25 protein-coding genes are annotated in these 22,452 nt (G+C 56.6%); 12 read left to right on the forward strand and 13 right to left on the reverse strand.

Translation table 11 applies throughout. The features are described from left to right. The first annotated feature begins 16 nt into the window (after positions 1 to 16). Entirely contained in the window at positions 17 to 214 is a 198-nt protein-coding gene (locus L463_RS12620; RefSeq protein WP_006809671.1) for a YbdD/YjiX family protein, read from the forward strand. Here L463_RS12620 and L463_RS12615 read toward each other — a convergent pair. The 3 genes from L463_RS12615 to L463_RS12605 form a co-directional block, all read right to left on the reverse strand. After that, complete coding sequence (locus L463_RS12615) at positions 211 to 615, reverse strand: helix-turn-helix domain-containing protein (RefSeq protein WP_017694334.1); 405 nt, start codon at positions 613 to 615, stop codon at positions 211 to 213. The genes L463_RS12620 and L463_RS12615 overlap by 4 nt on opposite strands. Then, positions 590 to 892, reverse strand: a complete 303-nt coding sequence (locus tag L463_RS12610; RefSeq protein ID WP_015571170.1) for a type II toxin-antitoxin system RelE family toxin — start codon at positions 890 to 892, stop codon at positions 590 to 592. The genes L463_RS12615 and L463_RS12610 overlap by 26 nt, the downstream gene beginning before the upstream one ends. 363 nt (positions 893 to 1,255) lie before the next feature. Beyond that, positions 1,256 to 2,344 (reverse strand): oxidoreductase, encoded by a 1,089-nt coding sequence (locus L463_RS12605; protein WP_032103094.1) that lies wholly within the window; start codon positions 2,342 to 2,344, stop codon positions 1,256 to 1,258. A 159-nt stretch (positions 2,345 to 2,503) separates the two neighbouring features. Between L463_RS12605 and L463_RS12600 the strand changes: the two genes are divergently transcribed. From L463_RS12600 to L463_RS12585, 4 genes are all read left to right on the forward strand, one after another. Continuing rightward, positions 2,504 to 4,006, forward strand: a complete 1,503-nt coding sequence (locus L463_RS12600; protein ID WP_023296101.1) for a sugar ABC transporter ATP-binding protein — start codon at positions 2,504 to 2,506, stop codon at positions 4,004 to 4,006. Continuing rightward, positions 4,003 to 4,998 carry an ABC transporter permease gene (locus L463_RS12595; RefSeq protein ID WP_032103096.1) on the forward strand — a complete coding sequence of 332 codons (996 nt, stop codon included), beginning with the start codon at positions 4,003 to 4,005 and terminating at the stop codon, positions 4,996 to 4,998. The genes L463_RS12600 and L463_RS12595 overlap by 4 nt, the downstream gene beginning before the upstream one ends. A 19-nt stretch (positions 4,999 to 5,017) precedes the next feature. Beyond that, a complete protein-coding gene (locus tag L463_RS12590; protein ID WP_032103097.1) occupies positions 5,018 to 6,082 on the forward strand; it encodes a sugar ABC transporter substrate-binding protein in 1,065 nt (354 codons plus the stop codon). A gap of 83 nt (positions 6,083 to 6,165) precedes the next feature. Then, positions 6,166 to 7,407 carry an LVIVD repeat-containing protein gene (locus L463_RS12585; protein ID WP_032103098.1) on the forward strand — a complete coding sequence of 414 codons (1,242 nt, stop codon included), beginning with the start codon at positions 6,166 to 6,168 and terminating at the stop codon, positions 7,405 to 7,407. Between the two features lie 52 nt (positions 7,408 to 7,459). On the opposite strand, the gene mtnK is transcribed toward L463_RS12585, so the two are convergent. Then, on the reverse strand, positions 7,460 to 8,659 hold the full coding sequence (gene mtnK, locus L463_RS12580; protein WP_032103099.1) for an S-methyl-5-thioribose kinase: 1,200 nt from the start codon (positions 8,657 to 8,659) through the stop codon (positions 7,460 to 7,462). A 102-nt stretch (positions 8,660 to 8,761) separates the two neighbouring features. Here mtnK and mtnA point away from each other — a divergent pair, with 102 nt between their 5' ends. Beyond that, complete coding sequence (gene mtnA / locus L463_RS12575) at positions 8,762 to 9,778, forward strand: S-methyl-5-thioribose-1-phosphate isomerase (protein ID WP_032103101.1); 1,017 nt, start codon at positions 8,762 to 8,764, stop codon at positions 9,776 to 9,778. Positions 9,779 to 9,865: 87 nt separating this feature from the next. Then, a complete protein-coding gene (locus tag L463_RS24260) occupies positions 9,866 to 10,003 on the forward strand; it encodes an SRPBCC family protein (RefSeq protein WP_023296107.1) in 138 nt (45 codons plus the stop codon). 66 nt (positions 10,004 to 10,069) lie between these two features. Here L463_RS24260 and L463_RS12570 read toward each other — a convergent pair whose 3' ends face one another. From L463_RS12570 to L463_RS12560, 3 genes are read right to left on the reverse strand one after another with little or no spacing between them, the layout of a single operon-like run. Then, positions 10,070 to 10,612: a 1,2-dihydroxy-3-keto-5-methylthiopentene dioxygenase gene (locus L463_RS12570; RefSeq protein WP_023296108.1), complete on the reverse strand. Its 543-nt coding sequence runs from the start codon at positions 10,610 to 10,612 to the stop codon at positions 10,070 to 10,072. Continuing rightward, positions 10,609 to 11,298 carry an acireductone synthase gene (mtnC, locus tag L463_RS12565; RefSeq protein WP_017382495.1) on the reverse strand — a complete coding sequence of 230 codons (690 nt, stop codon included), beginning with the start codon at positions 11,296 to 11,298 and terminating at the stop codon, positions 10,609 to 10,611. The genes L463_RS12570 and mtnC overlap by 4 nt, the downstream gene beginning before the upstream one ends. Further along, positions 11,295 to 11,909: a methylthioribulose 1-phosphate dehydratase gene (locus L463_RS12560; RefSeq protein ID WP_017382494.1), complete on the reverse strand. Its 615-nt coding sequence runs from the start codon at positions 11,907 to 11,909 to the stop codon at positions 11,295 to 11,297. The genes mtnC and L463_RS12560 overlap by 4 nt, the downstream gene beginning before the upstream one ends. Before the next feature lie 122 nt (positions 11,910 to 12,031). Here L463_RS12560 and L463_RS12555 point away from each other — a divergent pair, with 122 nt between their 5' ends. Next, positions 12,032 to 13,192: a pyridoxal phosphate-dependent aminotransferase gene (locus L463_RS12555; RefSeq protein ID WP_032673162.1), complete on the forward strand. Its 1,161-nt coding sequence runs from the start codon at positions 12,032 to 12,034 to the stop codon at positions 13,190 to 13,192. Here L463_RS12555 and L463_RS12550 read toward each other — a convergent pair whose 3' ends face one another. The 3 genes from L463_RS12550 to L463_RS12540 form a co-directional block, all read right to left on the reverse strand. Beyond that, complete coding sequence (locus L463_RS12550; RefSeq protein ID WP_023303279.1) at positions 13,193 to 13,819, reverse strand: IbrB-like domain-containing protein; 627 nt, start codon at positions 13,817 to 13,819, stop codon at positions 13,193 to 13,195. Next, entirely contained in the window at positions 13,804 to 15,027 is a 1,224-nt protein-coding gene (locus tag L463_RS12545; protein ID WP_032103104.1) for a phosphoadenosine phosphosulfate reductase, read from the reverse strand. Before L463_RS12545 ends, L463_RS12550 begins: the two co-directional genes overlap by 16 nt. Before the next feature lie 126 nt (positions 15,028 to 15,153). After that, positions 15,154 to 16,074 carry a DNA-binding transcriptional repressor CitR gene (locus L463_RS12540; RefSeq protein ID WP_015571158.1) on the reverse strand — a complete coding sequence of 307 codons (921 nt, stop codon included), beginning with the start codon at positions 16,072 to 16,074 and terminating at the stop codon, positions 15,154 to 15,156. Positions 16,075 to 16,695: 621 nt separating this feature from the next. Between L463_RS12540 and ahpC the strand changes: the two genes are divergently transcribed. Both ahpC and ahpF read left to right on the forward strand, forming a co-directional pair. Further along, on the forward strand, positions 16,696 to 17,259 hold the full coding sequence (gene ahpC / locus L463_RS12535) for an alkyl hydroperoxide reductase subunit C (RefSeq protein ID WP_014882974.1): 564 nt from the start codon (positions 16,696 to 16,698) through the stop codon (positions 17,257 to 17,259). A gap of 188 nt (positions 17,260 to 17,447) precedes the next feature. Further along, positions 17,448 to 19,013 (forward strand): alkyl hydroperoxide reductase subunit F, encoded by a 1,566-nt coding sequence (gene ahpF, locus L463_RS12530; protein WP_032103106.1) that lies wholly within the window; start codon positions 17,448 to 17,450, stop codon positions 19,011 to 19,013. Positions 19,014 to 19,072: 59 nt separating this feature from the next. Here the strand turns inward: ahpF and uspG are convergent, their stop codons facing one another. Next, positions 19,073 to 19,501 carry a universal stress protein UspG gene (uspG, locus tag L463_RS12525; RefSeq protein ID WP_006809652.1) on the reverse strand — a complete coding sequence of 143 codons (429 nt, stop codon included), beginning with the start codon at positions 19,499 to 19,501 and terminating at the stop codon, positions 19,073 to 19,075. 181 nt (positions 19,502 to 19,682) lie between these two features. On the opposite strand from uspG, the gene L463_RS12520 reads away from it, so the two are divergent. Next, complete coding sequence (locus L463_RS12520; protein WP_015571156.1) at positions 19,683 to 20,921, forward strand: zinc-dependent alcohol dehydrogenase; 1,239 nt, start codon at positions 19,683 to 19,685, stop codon at positions 20,919 to 20,921. 10 nt (positions 20,922 to 20,931) lie between these two features. Here L463_RS12520 and yldA read toward each other — a convergent pair whose 3' ends face one another. Continuing rightward, positions 20,932 to 21,021 (reverse strand): small membrane protein YldA, encoded by a 90-nt coding sequence (gene yldA, locus L463_RS24690; RefSeq protein ID WP_015571155.1) that lies wholly within the window; start codon positions 21,019 to 21,021, stop codon positions 20,932 to 20,934. A gap of 137 nt (positions 21,022 to 21,158) precedes the next feature. Next, positions 21,159 to 21,569: a nucleoside diphosphate kinase regulator gene (rnk, locus tag L463_RS12515; protein WP_006809650.1), complete on the reverse strand. Its 411-nt coding sequence runs from the start codon at positions 21,567 to 21,569 to the stop codon at positions 21,159 to 21,161. A 262-nt stretch (positions 21,570 to 21,831) separates the two neighbouring features. Here rnk and L463_RS12510 point away from each other — a divergent pair, with 262 nt between their 5' ends. Beyond that, positions 21,832 to 22,452 (forward strand): flavin reductase family protein, encoded by a 621-nt coding sequence (locus L463_RS12510; RefSeq protein ID WP_003858756.1) that lies wholly within the window; start codon positions 21,832 to 21,834, stop codon positions 22,450 to 22,452.

A 22,452-nucleotide genomic window follows, 5' to 3' on the forward strand; every position in this document is an offset into this window, starting at 1 on the left:
CTGTGAGATCAGAACTATGTTCGACACCCTTTCCAAAGCAGGTAAATACCTGGGCCAGGCCGCTAAAATGATGATTGGCGTGCCGGATTACGACAACTACGTCGAGCATATGCGCGTCAACCACCCGGACCAGACGCCCATGACCTACGAAGAATTTTTCCGCGACCGTCAGGACGCCCGCTACGGCGGCAAGGGCGGGGCGAAGTGCTGTTAACCCTCTTTTGGTAAATAGAGGCTGATCTGCTCCTGTTTACAGCCGTAAATTGCCGCCAGCTTTTCGCGGGTGCGCTTTTGCGGTCGGGAGTCCAGCGCTTCCAGCTGTGACACGGCGGACTGGCTGATGCCAAGCTTCTCCGCCACCTCCTGCTGGGACATGCCGCGTAAAATGCGCCAGGCGGCCTGTAGGCTGACGTTCTCGTTATGCATGACGTCGCACACTTCCCCCGGTAAACCTACGTTATCGTAGATATCTGATTCATAAGGGATGTCTTCCCAGTCGCTTTCATCCTCATCGTCATACTCAAGCGTGGCTAAACGCATGCGAAAATATTCACTATAAGGAATGACAACATACTGTTTTTTCCCTTCTTTATCCTTTATGAACTGAACAGTCATATTCCGTATGCTCCTCATGAAGGTAGGTGGTTGTTGTCCGGCGTTTAACCGCCACTACGTAGCAGATATCACCCGGCGGATCCCCGAAGGTGTAAATTACCCTGTAATCACCTAATCGCAGCCTGTAGTGGTTTTCGGGAGATGATAATTTCTTGATATCCGCGACAGGTGATGTTTTATCATCCATCTTCTCCAGCCTGAATTTAATGCGGTTCTGATATCGCGTATCGATTTTAGAAAATTGCTTCTCAGCGGTCTTTGACCAGACAATCTTCATCCGTACCTCCACTGTACGCCCACACAAAAAATAAGGAAATAATAAGACTATTAGATAAATTCCGAATTTCTTATGGGTTACTGTAGAGCGGAGAAAAACCGCGAGAAAGCGGCAAAACGCGAATCGTCGAGGCGCCTCGAACAGGCCTCTGCCGGGCGACAGAGGCTTGCAGAAAAAGATGCGATCAGGCGTTCAAACCGCCGTCCACGTCCACGTCCAGACCGGTGCCGGAAATTTGCCCCGCAGCCCCAGCCCACGACTGGCGCCAGTAACCAGCGCCTTTTTACCTGTTAAATCGATCTGCATGATGACCTCGTTGCAAGAGTGGAGAGAATCATCATTAGGTATAGCCCGTCGGCGCGATTAACGGCTGAAGGATTCCACCTTCTCAAACGCGGCGCGCAGCACCTCAGGCGTTAACGTCACCGGCAGATAGTGAATCGACTCCACCGGGCGCAGGGTGTGGGCAATGACCTTATCCAGCTCGTCGCGGTTGTGAATATCGACGTCCAGCTCGCGAAGCGTGGTCGGCAGATTGAAGCGCTGGTACGCCGCCACCAGCTGCGCCAGCACGTCGTCCTGACCGAGCAGGGCGCTCTGCACCAGAATGCCGTAGGCCACCTTGGTGCCGTGCAGGTATTTTTCCGTCTGCGGCAGCACGGTTAAGCCGTTGTGCACCGCGTGCGCCGCCGCCACGCGGGTGTAGCGCTCACCCAGACCGCCGACCATTCCGCCTCCGGCAATAATCGCATCCACCACGTCCCGGAACGCCTGCGTCTGTTCGCCGCGCTGCTGATCCGCAAGCGCCTCTTCGCTGCGTGCCAGCAGTACGTCGCGGATCGCCAGCGCACCGTTCAGGCCAAGACGCACGGTCAGCGGCAGACTCTCAGGATGAGGGGCGAGCACCGCCGCTTCGTACCACTTCGCCAGCGTATCGCCTATGCCCGCCAGCAGATATTCCGCCGGGGAGTTAAGGATGATCTGCGGCTCCACCAGTACCAGAAAGTTGGCGTCGTCAAAAATCTCAAACTGTAGCGCCTGCCCGGCATCGTTGTACCACACGGAGAGGGGTGTCCACGCCGCGCAGGTGGCGGCGATAGTGGGAATACCCACGAACGGCACGCCCAGACGACGCGCCACGGCCTTGACCGTATCCATCACCGCGCCGCCGCCCACGCCAATCACCACGCTGGCTTCACTTCCCGATTCGTTCACCAGATTAGTGACGTCACGCTCGCTGCAATGGCCCTTAAACAACAGATGTTTTGCCCCCGTCGCGTTAAAACTCTGCGGCAGATAAGGGCGTGCGCCCTCGATTGCCCGCTCGCCGTAGATCCACACCGCGCGGGAAAGCTGTTCCGGAGTAAAGAAATCATCCAGGTGCGCAAGGCTTCCCGGATGAGAGAAGTAGTTCGCCGGGCCAGGCACGACGCGGATATCGGTGTTGCTCATGAAGTTGTCCTTTTTTAGCAAGCGCTAACCCGATGTTATGTCTGGACATCCGGATGGCTAATAATATTTTGCTTTATCTTATGCCTTTTACGTCGTTGTCAGTCAACAGGAGCTGTGAAAAATTCGCTAAATCAGAAGAGTAATGAAGGATTTACGCGGATGGTTTCCAGTCGCCTTGAGATGCGCGGTATCAGCCTGGCCTTTTCCGGCTTTCAGGCCCTGTCGCGCGTGGATTTCACCCTGAACGGCGGGTCGGTGCATGCGCTGACCGGCGCCAACGGCGCGGGGAAATCGACGCTGATGGCGGTGCTGTGCGGGACGCACGATCGTTATGAAGGCGAAATCTGCATTAACAACCAGCCGGTAAGTATCCGCGAGCCGCTGGACGCCAAACGGCTGGGTATCCACCTTGTGCAGCAGGAGGTGGATGTGGCGCTCATCCCCGGGTTAAGCATTGCCGAAAACATCATGCTCGACCAGCTGGCGCATCCGGGGCACCGCTACAGCTGGCGCGCGGTTCGTCAGCAGGCGCGGCAGGCGCTGGCGCAGCTGGATGTTTCGCTCGACGTACGCCGCTCCATCGACAGTTGCACGCTGGCTGAAAAACAGCAGATTTTGCTGGCGCGGGCGCTCTCGCACCACTGCCGTTTTCTCATTCTTGATGAGCCCACCGCGCCGCTGGACGCGCACGAGAGTGAGCGTCTGTTTGCGGTAGTAAGACGTCTGCAACAGCAGGGTATCGGCGTGGTGTTTATCTCTCACCGCATTCACGAGCTGAAGGCCATCTGCGACACCCTGACGGTGCTGCGCGACGGCAGGCTGATTGAGTCCGGCCCGATGGCGGATCTGAGCGGCGAAGCGATTGTTGAGAAGATGCTCGGCCACGAGCTGAGCGATATCTATCCGCCCCCGCGCCCGCCGCACGGTGAGGAGACGCTGCTGCGGGTGGAAGGGCTGCACGACGATGCGCTGCTGAAAGATATCTCCCTGCACCTGCGCAAAGGTGAAATCCTCGGCATTGCCGGGCTGGCGGGGGCGGGGAAAACGGAACTCTGCAAGGCGCTGTTTGGCGCCAGCAAAAGCCGCGTAGCGCGCGGCGAGCTGAACCATCAGGCCTGGAAACCGCGCGATCCGGCAGACTCGGTACTGCGCGGTCTGGCGCTGGTGCCCGAGGAGCGGCGCAAAGAGGGCATTTTTATCGACGAGCCGGTGAGCATGAACCTTGCCGTGTGCGCCGATAACAGCTTCTCGCGCTGGAGCCTGTTTGGTCATCGTCAGGCGTGGCGCTGGGCAGAAGAGGTGATTGCCCGCGTCGGCGTGCGCACGCGCGGGCCGGGGCAGGTGCTGCGTCGGCTTTCCGGCGGTAACCAGCAGAAGGTCGCCATCGGCAAATGGCTGCGCAATGACGCCAGCGTGCTGATATTCGACGAGCCGACCAAAGGCGTGGACGTGAAGGCCAAAACCGATCTGTTTCAGCTGATCGACGGCCTGGCGCGCGAGGGCAAAGGGGTCATTTACGCCTCGGGCGAGTTCGCCGAGCTGGTCGGGCTGTGCGACCGCATCTGCGTACTGTGGGACGGGCGCATCGTGGCGGAAATCGCCGGGGCCGAGGCCCGGGAAGAGACACTACTTTATTATTCAACCGGAGGAACGGCGTCGTGAGCAAGGCCCTTTCAGTGAACGCGGCGGCGTCTGGCCGTCAGCAGATTTTCGATTTTCTCTACAGGTGGGGCATGCTGTTGACCGTCGTCGCGCTGGTGGCGGTGTTTGGCCTGGCGTCGGACAGCTTCCTCGATCCGAACAACATCATCAACATTCTGCGCTCGATTGCCATCGTGACGGTGATTGCCATCGGCGTCTCGATTTCCCTGACCGTCGGCGGGTTCGATCTCTCGGTGGGGTCAACCGCGTCGCTGGCGAACGCGCTGGTGATTTCGCTTTTCGTCTGGCACGGCTTCGGCACCACCGAGTCGATTCTGCTGACCCTTGCGCTCTGCACGCTGGTCGGCCTGTTTAACGCCTTTCTGATCGTCATCCTGCGCATTCCGGACATGCTCGCGACCCTTGCCAGCCTGTTTGTCATCCAGGGCGTGGCGATGACCTACAGCTACGGCGGGTCGATTACCGAGAACATGGTGCTGCCGAGCGGCGACATGGCGGAAGGGACCATTCCGGCGGCGTTCAGCCTGCTGGGGCAGGTGCCGACCATTGTGATCGTCATGCTGGTGGTGACGATTCTGGCGCAGCTTGGCCTGTCGCTGACCACCCACGGACGCCGGATGTACGCCATTGGCGGCAACCCGGAAGCCGCGCGCCTTTCCGGCATTCGCACCACGCGCTACAAGGTGGCGGCCTACGTGATCGCCTCGCTGCTGGCGGGACTGGGTGGAATTTTGCTGGCTTCGCGTATCGGTTCATCGCAGGTGAATGCGGGGGGCGGCTACCTGATGGATGCGGTGGCGGCGGCGTGGATCGGGTTCTCGCTGGCCGGGTCCGGCAAGCCGAACGCGCTGGGCACGCTGGTGGGGGCGGTGATCCTCGGCGTGCTGTCGAACGGGCTGGTGATGCTCTCCGTGCCGTATTACGCCATGGACATTATAAAAGGGCTGGTGCTCGCGATGGCACTGGCGATTACTTACATACAAAAACGCTGACAACACAACGGGATAATAAATGAAAAAGATTGCGCTCTCTTTGGTAGCTCTTGGATTACTCACTTCTTTGCCGGGCCTGGCGGCTACCCCCGCGCCGGTTCCGGCCGCCATTGCCAGCCATGACGGCCCCATTCGCATTGCGGTGATCCGCAACCTGGGCTCGGACGACAACACCACGCAGTTTGTTGCCGGGGCGATTCAGGAAGGGAAAAAGCTCGGCTTTAAGGTCAGCACGTTTTTAAGTAACGGGGACGACGCCAGATTCCAGGATTTCGTGAACCAGGCCATCAGCCAGAAATACGACGGGATTATTCTCTCTCAGGGGCGCGATCCGTACTCCACCGCGCTGGTAAAGAAGGCGGTGGATGCCGGGATTAAAGTTTCGGTGTTTGATACCGCCGTGAACGGCGAGATCCCGGGCGTAACCGTTACCCAGCAGGACGATGCCTCCCTGACCAACCTCTCTTTTGGTCAACTGGCGAAAGATTTCAACGGCAAGGCCAATATCGTCAAGCTGTGGGTCGCGGGCTTCCCGCCGATGGAGCGCCGTCAGGCGGCGTATAAAGAACTGCAAAAGCAGTATCCGGAGATTAAAGAGCTGGAGTCCATCGGCGCGGTCTCCTCTGACGTGCAGGGCGACACCGCCAACAAGGTGGGGGCGATCCTCGCGAAATACCCGAAAGGTAAAATCGACGCCATCTGGGGGACCTGGGATGCCTTCAGTCAGGGCGCGTATAAGGCGCTGAAAGAGAACGGCCGCACCGAGATCAAGCTCTACAGCATCGACATCTCCAACCAGGATCTCCAGCTGATGCGCGAGCCGGGTAGCCCGTGGAAGGTGAGCGTGGCGGTAGATCCGAAGCTGATTGGCGCGACCAACGTACGCCTGATCGCCAATAAGATTGCCGGAGAAGCGACGCCTGCCACCTACGATTTCAAGGCGGCGGCTATTCCGCAGGCGCTGCTGACCGCCCAGCCGGGTGCGGTGAACGTGGCGTCTCTGGGGAAAATCATTCCGGGCTGGGGCCAGACGGAAGATTTTATCGCGCCGTGGTTTGCGACGCTGGAAGCCAGGTCAAAATAATGCCCGGTGGCGCTTCGCTTACCGGGCCTACGGTGTTGTAGGCCGGATAAGGCGCAGCCGCCATCCGGCGAAAGGACTTATACATGTCTGCATTACCTCAACCCGAATACAGCCGCAATATGCGGCTGATTGGCCATAGCGACCAGGGCGGTCGTCCGGACGGTGTACAGCTGATGGTGCACCGTGGTTTCGCCTATATCGGTCATATGGTGTCGCAGGGCTTTTCCATTGTTGACGTGCGCGATCCGAAAAAACCAAAAGCCGCAGGTTACGTGCCCGCGCCGCCGGGTACCTGGAACGTACACCTCCAGGCGCACGACGATTTGCTGCTGGTGATCAACGCCCGGGATCTGTTTGCCGATGCGCGTTTTGCCGATGAGAAGGTCTACTACACCCGCCAGGTGGGGGAGACCGTCAGCGACGTGCAGGATAAAGGCTGGAGCGCCGGGCTTCGCGTCTTTGATATCTCCACGCCGGACAGGCCACGCGAAATCGGCTTTCTGTCGCTGAGCGGCATCGGCATTCACCGCATCTGGTACGTCGGTGGCCGCTGGGCCTACGTTTCAGCGCTGATCGACGGCTTTACCGATTACATTTTCCTGACTATCGATCTGGCGGACCCGCGTAAGCCTGAAGTCGCGGGGCGCTGGTGGCTGCCCGGAATGAACCAGGCCGAAGGCGAACAGCCGGACTGGCCGGAAGGAAAACGCTACGCGCTGCACCATGCGATTGTTGCCGGCGACACCGCGTATGGCAGCTGGCGCGACGGCGGCCTGACGCTGCTGGACGTGAAGGATCGCACCCGGCCTAAGCTCATTAGCCACCGTAACTGGAGCCCGCCGTTTGGCGGTGGGACGCACACTGCGCTGTCGCTGCCGGATCGCGACCTGCTGGTGGTGCTGGACGAGGCGGTGCTGGATAACCAGCAGGACGGCGAGAAGCTGATCTGGCTGTTTGATATCCGCGAGCCGTCGAACCCGGTAAGTATCTCTACCTTCCCGCAGCCGGATGAAACCGACTACGTGGCGAAAGGGGCGCATTTTGGGCCGCACAACCTGCATGAGAACCGGCCGGGAAGCTTTGTCAGCTCAACGCTAATTTTTGCGACGTATCAGAACGCGGGCGTGCGCGCGTATGACATTTCCAATCCGTATCGCCCGGTAGAAACGGGAGCGCTGGTGCCCGCGGCGCCGGAGAGGATGATGGATACGCGGCCCAACCGCCCGCAGGTGATCCAGTCGTGCGACGTGTTTGTGGATGCGCAGGGGATTATTTACAGCACGGACTATAACGGCGGGATGTCGGTGATTGAGTATCTGGGGTGAGTGCGGTTTGATGCCCTCACCCCGGCCCTCTCCCACAGGGAGAGGGAGAAAATCAGCTGTACTGCCGCACCCGCGCCACCAGCTCTTCCGCGCTGTCGATGCGGTCGGCAATGACAATCAGCGCTTTACCGAGGGATATTGCATGGCGGAGGCATTCGTGGCGCATGGCTTCATCCTGGATGGTATCGATATCCGCCACGTGTGAAAGCCCGACGCTGCGGCGAATCAACTCGGTGCCGCAAAACCCGATGGCGTCATGCCAGACCTTTTTCAGGAACGCGGAGGCATAGCCCGGCGCGCTGAGTGCGGCGTCGCGGGCTTTCTCGTTTGCCAGCGCCTGGAAGCGCTCCGCGAAGGTGTTCCACAGTTCCTGAATATCGTTCAGGCGCTGCTCGCGCGCGGCGGCGGCATCGCGAATGCCGAGGTGCCCAGGCAGGCCGCAGAAGTTCAGCAGCAGGTTGCCGATGGCGGTGCCAACGTCAAAGCCAATCGGCCCAAAATAGCCGAACTCAGCGTCGATGGCCTTCAGGCTGCCGTCGGCCACAAAAATCGAACCGCTGTGAATGTCTCCATGCAGCAGGGCTTCGGCGTGCGAGAAAAAGCGGTGCTTGAGGGAGGCCACGGCGATTTTAAGCTGGGCGTCGTCGCGCAGGGCGGCAACATCGTTTTCCAGCTCGGCCGGGTAGCTGTTGCGCGCGTGGATCTGGTACGGATCGTTAAAGAACAGATCTTCGGTGATCTCGCACATCTCCGGGTTGATGAATTTCGCTACCTGCGCTTTTTTATCGTGCGGATGCAGATAAAAATCGCTGGTGTGGAACAGGGTGTGAGCCAGATATTCCCCCAGCTGACGCGCCGCCTGGGGGTAGTAAATGTTGTTAATCAGCTCGCCGCGCCAGATGCGATGGCTGGAGAGATCTTCCATCACCATCACCGCCAGTTCCGGGTCAAAGTGGTGGATTTTCACCGTGTGCTGCGGGCTGTGCTGGTAATGCTCGACCAGGGTTTGCGCTTCAAGACGGGCACGATCCAGCGTCAGCGGCCAGGATTCGCCGACGCAGCGTACATAGGGCAGCGCCTGCTTAACGACGATGCGGCTCACGCCCGCGCGGTCGAAAATTTTAAAGACCAGGTTGAGGTTGCCGTCGCCGATTTCCTGCGCCTCTACCAGCGATGAAGGATCGTCAAGTCCGCCAAACTGCCTGGCATACTCCACGGCGTCCTGAGCGGTAAAGGTACGGTATTGCGACATGGCCTGCTCCTCAGTTTTGCTAATTAAGACATGTAGACGTCTATACATCTGGATTTCATCCTGACACAATGTGCTACAACAACGCAACAGGGAATTAACGACATGCAGACATTACAGACGACCAGCCTGCGGGTGGCGGATAATCAGCTCTTTATTCTCGACCAGCAGGCGCTTCCACAGGAGAAACGCTGGCTGGATGCCTCGACGGTCGAGGCGCTGGTCGGGCACATCCACGCCCTGCGGGTGCGCGGCGCGCCGCTGATTGGTCTCTCTGCAAGCCTGCTGCTGGCGCTGTTAGCGGAAAGCGGCAAAAGCCGCGACGAGCTGGCGATGGCGCTGGAAACCCTGCGCGCCTCCCGCCCGACGGCGGTGAACCTGATGAACAATCTCGACCGCATGAAGCTGGCGCTGTGGCAGGAAGATTATATTCCGGCGCTGGTGGCTGAAGCGCTGCGGCTGATTGACGAAGACAAACGGCTCTGTGACGCTATTGCCAGTGCGGGCAGCGCGCTGGTGAAGCCCGGCAGCCGTCTGCTGACCCACTGCAACACCGGCGGGCTGGCGACGGCGGGCGTCGGTACCGCGCTGGGGGTGATTGCCCGCGCGCATCAGGAAGGCAAGGTAAGCAACGTCTGGGTGGATGAAACCCGTCCGCTATTGCAGGGCGGCAGGCTGACCGCGTGGGAACTCGGCGAGCTGGGCGTACCGTATCAGCTGATTACCGACTCCATGGCCGCCAGCCTGATGGCAAAAGGGCAGGTGGACGCCGTGTGGGTGGGTGCAGACCGCATTGCCGCCAACGGCGACGTGGCGAACAAAATCGGCACCTATTCCCTGGCGGTGCTGGCGAAGTTTCACGGCATTCCGTTCTACGTCGCTGCCCCGCAAACGACCCTCGACCCGGACTGCCCGAACGGTGACGCAATCCCGATTGAGCAGCGCGCGGCCAGTGAAGTGACGGGCGTGGCGGGGAGCTTTGGCGCGGTGCAGTGGGCGCCGCAAGAGGCGCAGGTCTATAACCCGGCGTTTGACGTCACGCCTGCCTCGCTGATTAGCGGCTGGGTGCTGGATACTGGCGTGGTCACGCCGGACGAGGTAGCGAAAGGGAAATTTGCCTGAGTCCGGCTATCCTTTAAGGGGGGCCCTGAGAGGACAACATCGTGACGCTCGATCCTGACACAGACTTAAAACTGGAGCGCGTGGTGGATGCACCGCGCGACCTCAGCGATTGCGCGTCATCCGACGAAGGAGATCCGCGAGCAGCATGAGCAGATGGGCTTCCATGAAGGGTGGGGCGTGGTGCTGGATCATCTGGTGGGGTATGTTAAGGGGCTTAACGCGTAGTGCGCGCGAGTGCCCTCACCCCAACCCTCTCCCACAGGGAGAGGGGGCTGACCGTGCCTGTTCAGACTATGCCAGGCGTGGATACGCATCCGCAATCGCATCCCCGGTAAACTGTGCGACCCAACCCTCCGGGTTATCGAAAATACGAATCGCCGTAAAGTTCGGCTCTGAGCCCATATCAAACCAGTGCGGCGTGCCCGCGGGTACGGAAATCAGGTCGTTTTTCTCGCACAGCACCTGGTACACCTCATCGCCAATGTGCAGGCAGAATAATCCCGCTCCTTCCACGAAAAAGCGCACTTCGTCTTCGCCGTGGGTGTGTTCGTTCAGGAACTTCGCGCGCAGCGCCTCTTTCTGCGGATTGTCGGCGCGCAGGCTGATCACATCCCAGCTCTGGTAACCTTTCTCTGCCACCAGCTTGTCGATCGCATGCTGATAGGCCGCGATCACGGCTTCAGGCGCGGGATCGTGCCCTAAATCGCGATCCGCCGCCCAGCGTTCAAACCGCACGCCTTTGGCGTTGAGCTGTTGGGCAATCTCGGCGGCGTCGGCGCTGTGCCACTGGTGTTGACTGGCGTCTTTATCGGAATAAATGGTCAATGCGCTCATGAAGGGATTTGCTCCGGATTAATCTCGTCAAACTGGTGGATCTGATGATGATGGCTTGCGCCGTCATCTTCACCGCGAATCAGTTGCAGGGTGCGAAAACCCGCCTGCTCAGCTGCGTCCAGCTCCTGATGAATATCCGACAGAAACAGGATCTGCGACGGGGCAATGCCCGTTTGCGCCGCAATATTTTGATAAGACTGCATCTCGCGCTTGGCGCCAATGTGGGTATCAAAATAGCCGCTGAACAGATGAGTAATATCACCTTCGTCGCTGTAGCCAAATAACAGTTTCTGCGCGGTGACGGAGCCAGAGGAATAAACATAGAGATCAATCCCTTGCGCCTTCCATTTTTCCAGCGCGGGCAGTACGTCAGGATAGAGGTGTCCGGTAAAGTCACCGTTGACGTAACCGTCCTGCCAGATGATGCCTTGCAGGGCTTTGAGCGCCGTCGATTTGCGGTCTTCATCCATAAAGGTAAACAGTACGTTGATGAGATCGCTGACGCTGGCATGCGGAGCGCTGATTTCATCGCGCAGGTTGTCCAGAATCGATTTGACCGGCTCGGCGTACTGCTGCGCGGTCACGAAGGCCGCCAGCCGCTCACGCGCGTAGGGGAACAAAACATCATGGACAAAACGGATATCGCTGGTGGTCCCTTCAATATCCGTCACAATCGCGCGAATCATACTCTCTCCCATTGTCGTAAACGCATTTCGCATTCAAATAAGAATTCTAACCCTTCCAGATGACGGCGGGCTTCGGCCACGTCGCGTCCCCAGCAGGTTAAGCCATGACCGCGCAGAAGAAAACCATAATTAAGCGGGCGTTCCTGCGCGTAATGGGCGATGCGCGAGGCGAGGGCGTCGATGTCCTGGTCGTTATCAAACACCGGGATGGCCACCGTATCCTGGTGCGTGGTCTGCCCGGTAAGGGATTTTTGCATCTCGAAACCGGTGATCTTCAGCTCGGCCTCGTTGACCAGACGCGACAGCACCGTGGCATTGACGGTGTGAACGTGCAGGACGGCGTTAGCCTCGGGAAACAGGCGATAGATGAGGGTATGCAGCCCGGTCTCTGCCGACGGTTTACGGCCAGACGGCGCACGGTTGGTGGCGATTTCAACCTGTAGAAAATCGGCGGTGGTCAGGCTGCCTTTATCTTTTCCGGATTCGCTCAGCCAGCACAGGTGTTCATCCTGACGCACGGACATATTGCCGCCGGTAGCGGGCGCCCAGCCTTTAGCGCCAATCCAGCGGCAGGCCTCGACCAGGTGTGTGAGTTGCAGGTTGTCTGTCATTTCCTTTTACCCTCTCGGTCAGGAATATTTATATCGTTTAGACGTCTAAGCGTCTTGATTGCCAAAGACTAACATCGTGTTATAGTGTCAGCAACATAAGTATTACAGGCAGGCACACTACAATGAGCAATAACCCGTTGATCCCGCAGAGTAAACTTCCAAATCTCGGCACGACGATTTTTACCCGGATGAGCGCTCTGGCGCAGCAGCATAACGCCATTAACCTCTCGCAGGGGTTCCCGGATTTTGACGGCCCGCGCTATTTGCAGGAGCGTCTGGCGTACCACGTGGCGCAGGGGGCAAACCAGTACGCGCCGATGACCGGCGTGCAGGCGTTGCGTGAAGCCATTGCGGATAAAACGGCTGAGCTGTATGGCTATAAACCTGATGCGAACAGCGATATCACGGTAACCGCAGGGGCGACCGAAGCGCTGTATGCGGCGATAACCGCCCTGGTGCGTACGGGCGATGAGGTGATTTGTTTTGACCCGAGCTACGATAGCTACGCCCCGGCGATTGAACTGGCTGGCGGCGTGGTGAAACGTGTGGCGCTCCAGCCGCCGCATTTTCGTCCGGACTGGCAGGCGTTTACCGCGCTGCTGAGCGATAATACCCGGCTGGTGATCCTGAATACGCCGCACAACCCATCGGCGACAGTGTGGCAGAAGAGCGATTTTGCCGCCCTGTGGCAGGCCATCGCCGAACGTGAAATCTATGTTCTGAGCGACGAGGTGTATGAGCATATCTGCTTCGCCGAAGAGGGGCATGCCAGCGTGCTGGCGCATCCGCAGCTTCGCGAGCGTGCAATCGCGGTATCGTCATTTGGCAAAACCTACCATATGACCGGCTGGAAGGTCGGGTACTGCGTGGCGCCCGCCGCCATCAGCGCTGAGCTGCGTAAAGTGCACCAGTATCTGACGTTTGCGGTGAACACACCCGCTCAGCTGGCGCTGGCGGACATGTTGCGCAGCGAACCCGGACACTACCGTGAGCTACCGGATTTCTACCGTGCGCGTCGGGATCGGTTTGTGGCTGCGTTGAGCCAGAGTCGGCTGGAGATTTTACCCTGTGAAGGTACTTACTTCCTGCTGGCCGACTACAGCGCGATTTCCGATCTGGACGACGTGAGTTTCTGCCAGTGGCTGACGAAAGAGGTGGGTGTGGCGGCCATCCCGCTGTCGGTGTTCTGCGCCGATCCCTTCCCGCATAAGCTGATCCGGCTTTGCTTTGCGAAGCAGGAATCGACGCTGCTGGCAGCGGCTGCGCGGTTAAACGCGCTCTGACTATTTCACCGTCCAGGCTTCAGAAAAACGACGGTCTGCGAAGAGTTCGAGCAGACCGTTGATCTGCTTCAGACGCAGCACTTCATCGCTGTCCATACCCAATTCCTGACCAATTTTCTGCTCACTCCAGCCCATAAGCACCAGCTCGCGCACGATTTCTGACATGGCGTTGATCTGGTGGCGTCCGCGCGCGCGGTTATGGCGAATGGTCGCAGCCATGCGGTCGAACTTTTCCTGCCGCGCTTTACGCAGGCAGGTGACAGGAAGGTAACCCTTAAGCTGGCGCTTCAGGGTCGCCCGGTTACTGCCGATATCATGGCGGTGAAAACCATCGACAATTTCGTAGTGCTGTGGCGCATTTTCCGTCACCACGATAGGCTGTGTGAATCCATCCAGCTCCAGTGACTTGCTGAGCAGCCGCTTTTCCGGTGGCGCGACGTTATTTGGGTTGTAATCGTTAGCGCTGATGTTTGTCTTTTTTATCCACAATACGCAATCGACGGGCTGATCGCGAAAAGGGCTGATTTCATGTAATGCCTGACGAAACGCATTAATAGCGGCTATTCGCTCTTCCTCAGAAAGTGCCTGAAGGTACGTTTCCATTTCGGTGATTATTCGTTGTTGCATAAAATCCCCCATTCCTTGCGTTTTGCTTTCACTCTGTCGCTGTAGCGCTGATAGTGTTTGGGCTTATTTGGGCTAAACGAAAGTGCCCGGCACCAATAGTCATTGTTGAGTAAAACCTTACAAATGCGTCGCCAGGAGGGGATATCTTTTGCACCAATGTCACCCTCCTGCGTATCGGGAATATCGTTCATGCCTCGCTTTTGATACCAGTGGAGATAAACCGCGATTTTATTGCGGTAATGTTCCGCCGTATTTTGCGGCATGCTGTCGAGTAGCAGCATGGCGTATTCGCGCCAGCCAAGATGGTCTGGTTTCAGGATCTTCCGGTGGCCATAAAAATGGTTATCGTGCCCGGCATAAATACCGCCGCTGCGCACCCCGCAGGCACGCTCACACATCGCCGCCCAGCGTTCGGGTTCAATGACATGATAGAGCCACAAGCCCTGACGCTGTTCCGGGCCAAACGGTTCGCAGATGCGCATATAACGCGGCGGCACCCCCGCCTTGTACATCAGGTCGTATAACGGGTTATAGCAACATTTCGATTTCGCGAACCACGTCCAGATGTCGGCGGTTTTCCAGTCGTACAAAGGGTAGATATACCAGGTGTGCCCGCCCGGTGCGACGGTCGTCCAGGGTTTATCGTCAGAAAAGCGCTGCTTACGTGCCGACGCGATAGCCAGAAAGCGGTTGTAGGATTCATCGGCGCGGATCCCCACCATGACGGCGGCAGGACGTTTTTGCGCATACCATTCGGCAAACTCTCGCACGAAGACTTCAAACGTCATTCCCTGCTGATAAAAATCGAAATAGTGATAATCGGTAATGGCATCTTCCGGTGGCTGGCGAACCCAGTTTGTCCCGGGTTCCCAGCACTGCCATTCAGGTTGAAACTGTGACAGGGCGTTCTGGGTCGTGAGCGGAAGCGCTACCCACCAGAACTGATGGATAACATCCCGATACTGCGTTCTCATCGTGTCAACATGCTGAATGGTTGAGGAGAATTGCGCTTCCCAGTCCAGAAAGATGACATCTATTTTTCGCTTTAATTGCCGTGCTTGCTGGGCAACGAGATGCAGCATCACGGTAGAATCTTTTCCACCGGAAAAGGAAACGCATACCCTGGAGAAATTGTTTAGCGTCCAGTCTATGCGTTCCGCTGAAGCGTCTAAAACATTTTCCTGTAAAGGGATTTTATAGATCGACATGGTTAATCGCATCCTGCGTGCTAAATGTCTGGAAAAAATTAAGACGATATTATGAAATCTTTTTTCATTATTTTCACGGGATCATTTTTTCAGTTTGCGATTTTTATATTCATCATATAAATGATTTTACGCAGATGGAGCGGAAAGACAGAGTTTATGCATTTTCTCAATGAACGTTGAAAAAACGCTGCTGTTCAGCGATGAACGGCTGTAAAGCATATAGACATGTATTTCGGGCAATTCAAATGGGGCGGCGATCCGTTTTATTTTTAACGTCTCTTTATAGGCTTCATAGATTGATACGGGTATAAAGCCTAACAGATCAGATGAACTGACCATGGAGATAAGCGAAATGATGGAGTCCGTGCGAAAAGCAATATCTCTTTCCGGGAAAAGGTCATTGGCACGATTCTGGAACTCTTTAACGCCCGGGTGCGCACTCTGGTAAAAGGTGAATTTTTCCCGGTATAACGCTTCAAGACTGACCGTATCGGCGAGTCTTGGGTGGTTTTCTCGGCAGATTAACGCTATTGGCACCGTGGCAAAGTGAGAACACACCACAGAGCGATTCTTAATTGGGGCAATAGTAAAGATCAGGTCGGCTTTACGGTAGGCGAGCAGGTCCTCTGCGGATTCCGGGGAGATAAGCATATCTCGTTGTTCTATCTCGTAATTTTCCTCTGACATTAGCAGCTTCATTGGTTCGAGCATATAGCCGGGCGACATCATTTGAGAGCAATAGATAACGAACTTTTTCTTGATGTCCGAGTGATGCATCATGTTGATCGTCTGCTCAATTTGGTTGAGATTCTGTTCAAGATGATGATGCAGGTTGGTGCCCACCGTGGTCGGCGTAATTCCCTTACCTGAGCGGATGAACAGGGGGTCATTGAGCTGGCCACGCAGACGTTGCAGCGACTGGCTCACGGCGGATGGCGTGATATAAAGTGTCTCGGCAGCCTTACTGATACTGAGATGTTGGTAAATGCATTCGAAGATGACTAACAGATTGAGATCGAATTTTTTTAGGTCGTAGAGGTTGGCCATGTTTCGTCCTGAGTGTGCTGTGTTTGCTGTCGTTATCACATCATGGAGTACGACAGAGGGAAGTTACCTTTAACAATCCGTGGGGGTAACTCGCTTAATTTAAAAATTAAGTGATCTTAATATATCACGGCTTTGGATTATTGAAACACAACTTCAAGATTTATTAAGATAATTTTATCTTTAAAGTGTGATTGAATTATTTGAATGACAACTGGCATTTATATATAGCGCGAAATTTATAATGAAATTAAATTTATAACGTTTCTGAGACCTGTTCGATTCTGCCTATCACAACCATAGGCAGGACTATCCCTCTTATGCATTGCTCAATGCGCGCACGGATGCTGTAATCAAACCGCTGTTACGGCCTTGATACAAGGTATGTAGAGCGCAACGCAACGCCAGCTTCGGCTGGCACTGAATGTACCTGCGGGGAATTCAGGTATCAGGGCCGCCCGTTGAGGCGGCCTTTTTACTTTCAGGCTTTCCTGTAAAAGGTTCACCTTGCTGTCTTGTTGCTGTTGTAAGGTTTGGCTGATTGATTTGATAAAGCATACGCATTAGCCCCGATGAACAAAGTTGGTTACCTTACATCTCAACGAAAACACGGAGGAAGTACAGATGTCCTTGATTAACACCAAAATTAAACCTTTCAAAAACCAGGCGTTCAAAAACGGTGAGTTCATCGAAGTAACTGAGAAAGATACCGAAGGCCGCTGGAGCGTGTTCTTCTTCTATCCGGCTGACTTCACCTTCGTTTGCCCGACCGAACTGGGCGACGTGGCAGACCACTACGAAGAACTGCAAAAGCTGGGCGTAGACGTTTACTCTGTTTCTACCGATACCCACTTCACCCACAAAGCGTGGCACAGCAGCTCTGAAACTATCGCGAAAATCAAATACGCGATGATCGGCGACCCGACTGGCGCCCTGACCCGTAACTTCGACAACATGCGTGAAGATGAAGGCCTGGCAGACCGCGCGACCTTCGTTGTTGACCCGCAGGGCATTATCCAGGCTATCGAAGTTACCGCTGAAGGTATCGGCCGTGATGCATCTGACCTGCTGCGCAAAGTGAAAGCGGCTCAGTACGTTGCTTCTCACCCAGGCGAAGTGTGCCCGGCGAAATGGAAAGAAGGCGAAGCGACGCTGGCTCCATCTCTGGACCTGGTCGGCAAGATCTAAGTCTGTAAAGCCTGGCGGCGCTACGCTTGCACAGGCCTACAGTATCGTAGGCCGGGTAAACGAAGTGCCACCCGGCAATCAATGGGCGCTCCCCGCGCCCATTTCATTCCAGCACCATGATGCAAGTTGCATTCAGGCAGCCCGTATAAGGCGGCTTGCATGATGACGTTTTAAGAGAGGGAAGAATAATGCTCGACGCTAACATGAAAACCCAGCTCAAGGCCTACCTTGAGAAACTGACCAAACCTGTTGAGCTGATTGCCACGCTGGACGACAGCGCGAAATCGGCAGAAATCAAAGCGCTGCTGACAGAGATTGCTGATCTGTCGCCGAAGGTGACCTTCAAAGAAGACAACACGCTGGCAGTCCGTAAGCCTTCTTTCCTGATCGCCAACCCAGGGTCTGACCAGGGGCCGCGTTTCGCGGGCTCTCCGCTGGGGCACGAATTTACGTCCCTGGTGCTGGCGCTGCTGTGGACCGGTGGTCATCCGTCAAAAGAAGCGCAGGCGCTGCTGGAGCAGATCCGCGATATCGACGGTGATTTTGAGTTTGAAACCTATTACTCACTCTCCTGCCATAACTGTCCGGACGTGGTGCAGGCGCTGAACCTGATGTCAGTCCTCAACCCACGCATTAAGCACACGGCGATTGACGGCGGTACGTTCCAGAACGAAATCACCGAGCGCAACGTGATGGGCGTTCCGGCGGTTTACCTGAATGGTCAGGAGTTCGGCCAGGGGCGTATGACCTTGACCGAAATCGTCGCCAAAGTGGATACCGGCGCAGAAAAACGTGCGGCGGAAGAGTTGAACCAACGCGATGCGTACGACGTACTGATTGTTGGCTCTGGCCCGGCGGGCGCAGCGGCGGCGGTGTACTCCGCACGTAAAGGGATCCGTACCGGTCTGATGGGCGAGCGTTTCGGTGGTCAGGTTCTGGATACCGTTGACATTGAAAACTACATTTCCGTGCCGAAAACCGAAGGCCAGAAGCTGGCCGGGGCGTTGAAAGCGCACGTCAGCGACTACGACGTGGATGTCATTGACAGCCAGAGCGCCAGCAAACTGGTTCCGGCGGCGGTCGAGGGTGGTTTGCACCAGATTGAAACAGCGTCCGGCGCGGTGCTGAAGGCGCGCAGCGTGATCATTGCCACCGGCGCGAAATGGCGCAACATGAACGTCCCGGGCGAAGATCAGTATCGCACCAAAGGCGTGACCTATTGCCCGCACTGTGACGGCCCGCTGTTCAAAGGTAAACGCGTCGCGGTGATCGGCGGCGGTAACTCCGGCGTGGAAGCGGCTATCGATCTGGCGGGAATTGTTGAACACGTTACCCTGCTGGAGTTCGCCCCTGAGATGAAAGCGGACCAGGTGTTGCAGGATAAGGTGCGTAGCCTGAATAACGTCGATATTGTGCTCAATGCCCAGACGACAGAAGTGATAGGCGACGGCAGCAAAGTGACCGGTCTGGAATACCGTGACCGCGTGAGTGGCGATATCCACAGCGTGGCGCTGGCAGGGATCTTTGTTCAGATTGGCCTGCTGCCAAACACCACCTGGCTGGAAGGCGCGATTGAGCGCAACCGCATGGGCGAGATCATCATTGATGCGAAATGCGAAACCAGCGTGAAGGGCGTATTTGCGGCGGGCGACTGCACCACCGTGCCGTACAAACAGATCATCATCGCCACTGGCGAAGGTGCGAAAGCGTCGCTGAGCTCGTTTGATTATCTGATCCGCACCAAAACCGCATAATAAAAGAAAGCAAGACGACACCTGCAATGCCAGAGGCCACCAAAAGGTGGCCTCTTTTTTTATCTCACGACCATCACCGGAATGTGGGTGTGGCGGATCACGCTGGAGGCGTTCGACCCCAGCAGGTGAGTGGTGATGGAAGGGTTACGTGAACCAATCACTACCACGTCGGCATTTAATTCCCCCGCCAGCTCATTAACGGCGTCGCGCACGCTACCGAACCGGACGTGGGTTTTGATGCGGGAAGGATCGATGCTGAAGTGCCCGACCATGGTTTGCAGGCGTGTCTCGGCTTCATGCTGTAAATGCTCTTCAAAACGACGCACATCAGCAGCGAAACGATGCAGGCTCAGGCTGGCAGAGCCCGGTAAAACATGCAGAAGATGAATAACTCCGTCCTGCTGCGCGAGAAATTCCGCGTGACGTACAGCCTTATCACTCAGTTCCATTTCGAAAACATCAACCGGCATAATGATTGTTTGATACATAACCGTTTCTCCTTGTTTATAAACGCTGAAATCATTCAACCACAAAATATAAAAGGTTTCTGTAATCCCGACAGCACTTTTTTATCTCGCCAGGATAAATCTCAAAACAGCCGGATTCCGGGGCAGATCCCGAGAGGTAGCTACCCTTTTATAAGCTTACCCACACCCTTTCGGAGGTTGCATGAAAGCTCTCACCTATCACGGTCCACATCATGTTCGGGTCGATAATGTCCCCGATCCGGGCATCGAACAACCTGACGATATCATCCTGCGCGTAACGGCCACGGCGATCTGTGGTTCTGATTTGCATCTTTATCGCGGAAAAATTCCCAAGGTCCAGCACGGCGATATCTTTGGTCATGAATTTATGGGCGAGGTGGTGGAGTGCGGGAGCGAAGTGAAAAACGTGCAGAAAGGTGACCGGGTGGTGATCCCGTTTGTGATTGCCTGCGGTGACTGCTTCTTTTGCCAGATGCAACAGTACGCGGCCTGCGAAAACACGAACCGCGGGCAGGGCGCGGCGCTGAACAAAAAGCAAATTCCCGCCCCTGCCGCGCTGTTTGGCTACAGCCATCTTTACGGCGGCGTGCCGGGCGGACAGGCGGAGTATGTGCGCGTCCCGAAAGGCAACGTGGGGCCGTTTAAAGTGCCCCAGCTGCTGTCTGACGACAAAGCGCTTTTCCTGTCAGATATTCTGCCTACCGCCTGGCAGGCGGCAAAAAATGCGCAGATCCAGAAAGGCTCCAGCGTCGCCGTATTCGGGGCCGGGCCGGTGGGGTTACTGACCATTGCCTGCGCGCGGCTTCTCGGCGCAGAGCAGATTTTCGTGGTTGACCATCATCCCTATCGACTGCGGTTTGCCCAGGAGCGCTACGGCGCGATCCCGATTAACTTTGATGACGATAACGACGCGGCGGAGAAAATCATTGAGCAAACGGCCGGACAGCGCGGAGTGGATGCGGTGATTGATGCCGTCGGGTTTGAGGCCAAAGGCAGCACCACGGAAACGATCCTCAGTAACCTGAAAATTGAAGGCAGCAGCGGCAAAGCCCTGCGCCAGTGCATTGCTGCGGTGCGGCGCGGCGGCGTGGTCAGCGTGCCGGGCGTGTACGCCGGTTTTATTCACGGCTTCCTGTTTGGCGATGCCTTCGATAAAGGGCTGAGCTTTAAGATGGGGCAGACCCACGTCCATGCCTGGCTGGGAGAGCTGCTGCCGCTCATCGAAAAAGGGCTGCTTACCCCAGAAGATATTGTGACCCACTATCTTCCGCTGGCTGATGCGGAACGCGCCTATAAGATCTTCGAAAAACGGGAGGAGGAGTGCCGCAAGGTGATCCTGGTGCCTGGCGCAGACACCCCGGAGGCAGCGCAGCAGAAAGTGAAGGGACTGGTGAATGCCTTCCCCGGCGGCGTTGTGTGAGGTTCCTCACTCACCAGTGGCGCTCAAGATACAGCACCGCCACGACGAGGATCGCCAGGATGATGAGAAAAACCAGTGTGATAACAAGTATCTCACCCATGACCGTCCCCACGGCACTACAACAGACTAAGCGTGGATTAAGCGGTTTTTGTCCGGTATAGCACAATAGGGTGAATTTGCGGAAAGAGGATGCGGGTGCATCCTCTGTGCAAAGCGGGGTCGCTTGTTCAGAAGGGATTAACGCAGGTAATCGCCAGCGGCTTCGGGCTGGTAGAGCAGCTCAAGCACTTCCAGGTGAGCTGAGGCACCGCCCGGGAGTTCCCAGTGGATGGTATCGCCCGTGCGCAGTCCAAGCAGCGCCGCGCCCACGGGTGCCAGCACCGACAGTTGCGTGCTGCTGTCGGTCATCTGCGCCGGATAGACCAGCGTACGGGTGAGCTCCTCGCCGGTGGTCAGGTTGCGGAACTTCACCTGGCTGTTCATGGTGACCACATCATGCGGCATGGTCTCAGGCGTACACATCTGCGCCCGGTCGAGCTCTTCGTTCAGCGCATCGGCTACCGGCAGCGAGGCGAATTCTGGTTTCTCCAACAGTCGGTCAATACGTTCTGCGTCGAGTTCATTGATGATAATCGTAGGTCTGGACATTTTTACTCCATGTCGTTAATGCTGCGTGTAACGCAGAAACCAATCCAAAAGAAAACCCTCGCCGTCTGGCAGCGAGGGTTTAACTTATCTGATGATACTGTCTGAAACCGTAAGTTTGAAGTGATGAAGGTCACAATCATGCGCCATATGAATTTTTGGCAATAAACCCGGCATCCCGATTCACGCTGAACGGAAATTTCGTTACGCTGGAAAGACTGAACCCGGGCAATGCGCGTTGCAGCCCCAGCGTAGAGAGAGCGATATGTACTTTTACCAACCGTCTCAGGGGCACGGCCTGCCGCACGACCCGCTGAACGCCATTATCGGTCCACGTCCGATTGGCTGGATCTCATCCTGTGATAAGGCCGGTCAACTGAACCTTGCCCCGTACAGCTTCTTTAACTGCTTTAACTATCGCCCACCGATCATTGGTTTTTCCAGCAACGGCTGGAAGGATAGCGTGCGGAATATTACCGAAACGGGGGAGTTTGTCTGGAACCTCGCAACGCGCGATCTGGCCGAGGCGATGAATGAAACCTCCGCCACGCTCCCTCATGGCGAGGATGAATTTACCTTTGCAGGCCTGACGCCCGTAGCCAGCCAGCTTGTGAGCTCGCCGCGCGTGGCGGAAAGCCCGGTTAATTTCGAGTGTCGATTGTCACAGTGCATTCAGCTTACCGGCGCGGATGGGACACCGATTGATACCTGGCTGGTGCTCGGCGAAGTCGTGGGCGTCCATATCGCCGAGAGTTTGCTGGAAGAGGGGATTTACCAGACCGCGAAAGCGCAGCCCATTCTGCGTGCGGGTGGACCTACAGCCTACTACGCCATCAGTGACAGCCATCGCTTCGACCTGGTACGCCCGGATGCGCGCAGGGGGTGA

Source organism: Enterobacter sp. BIDMC 27 (assembly GCF_000534415.1).
GTDB lineage: Bacteria > Pseudomonadota > Gammaproteobacteria > Enterobacterales > Enterobacteriaceae > Enterobacter > Enterobacter hormaechei_C.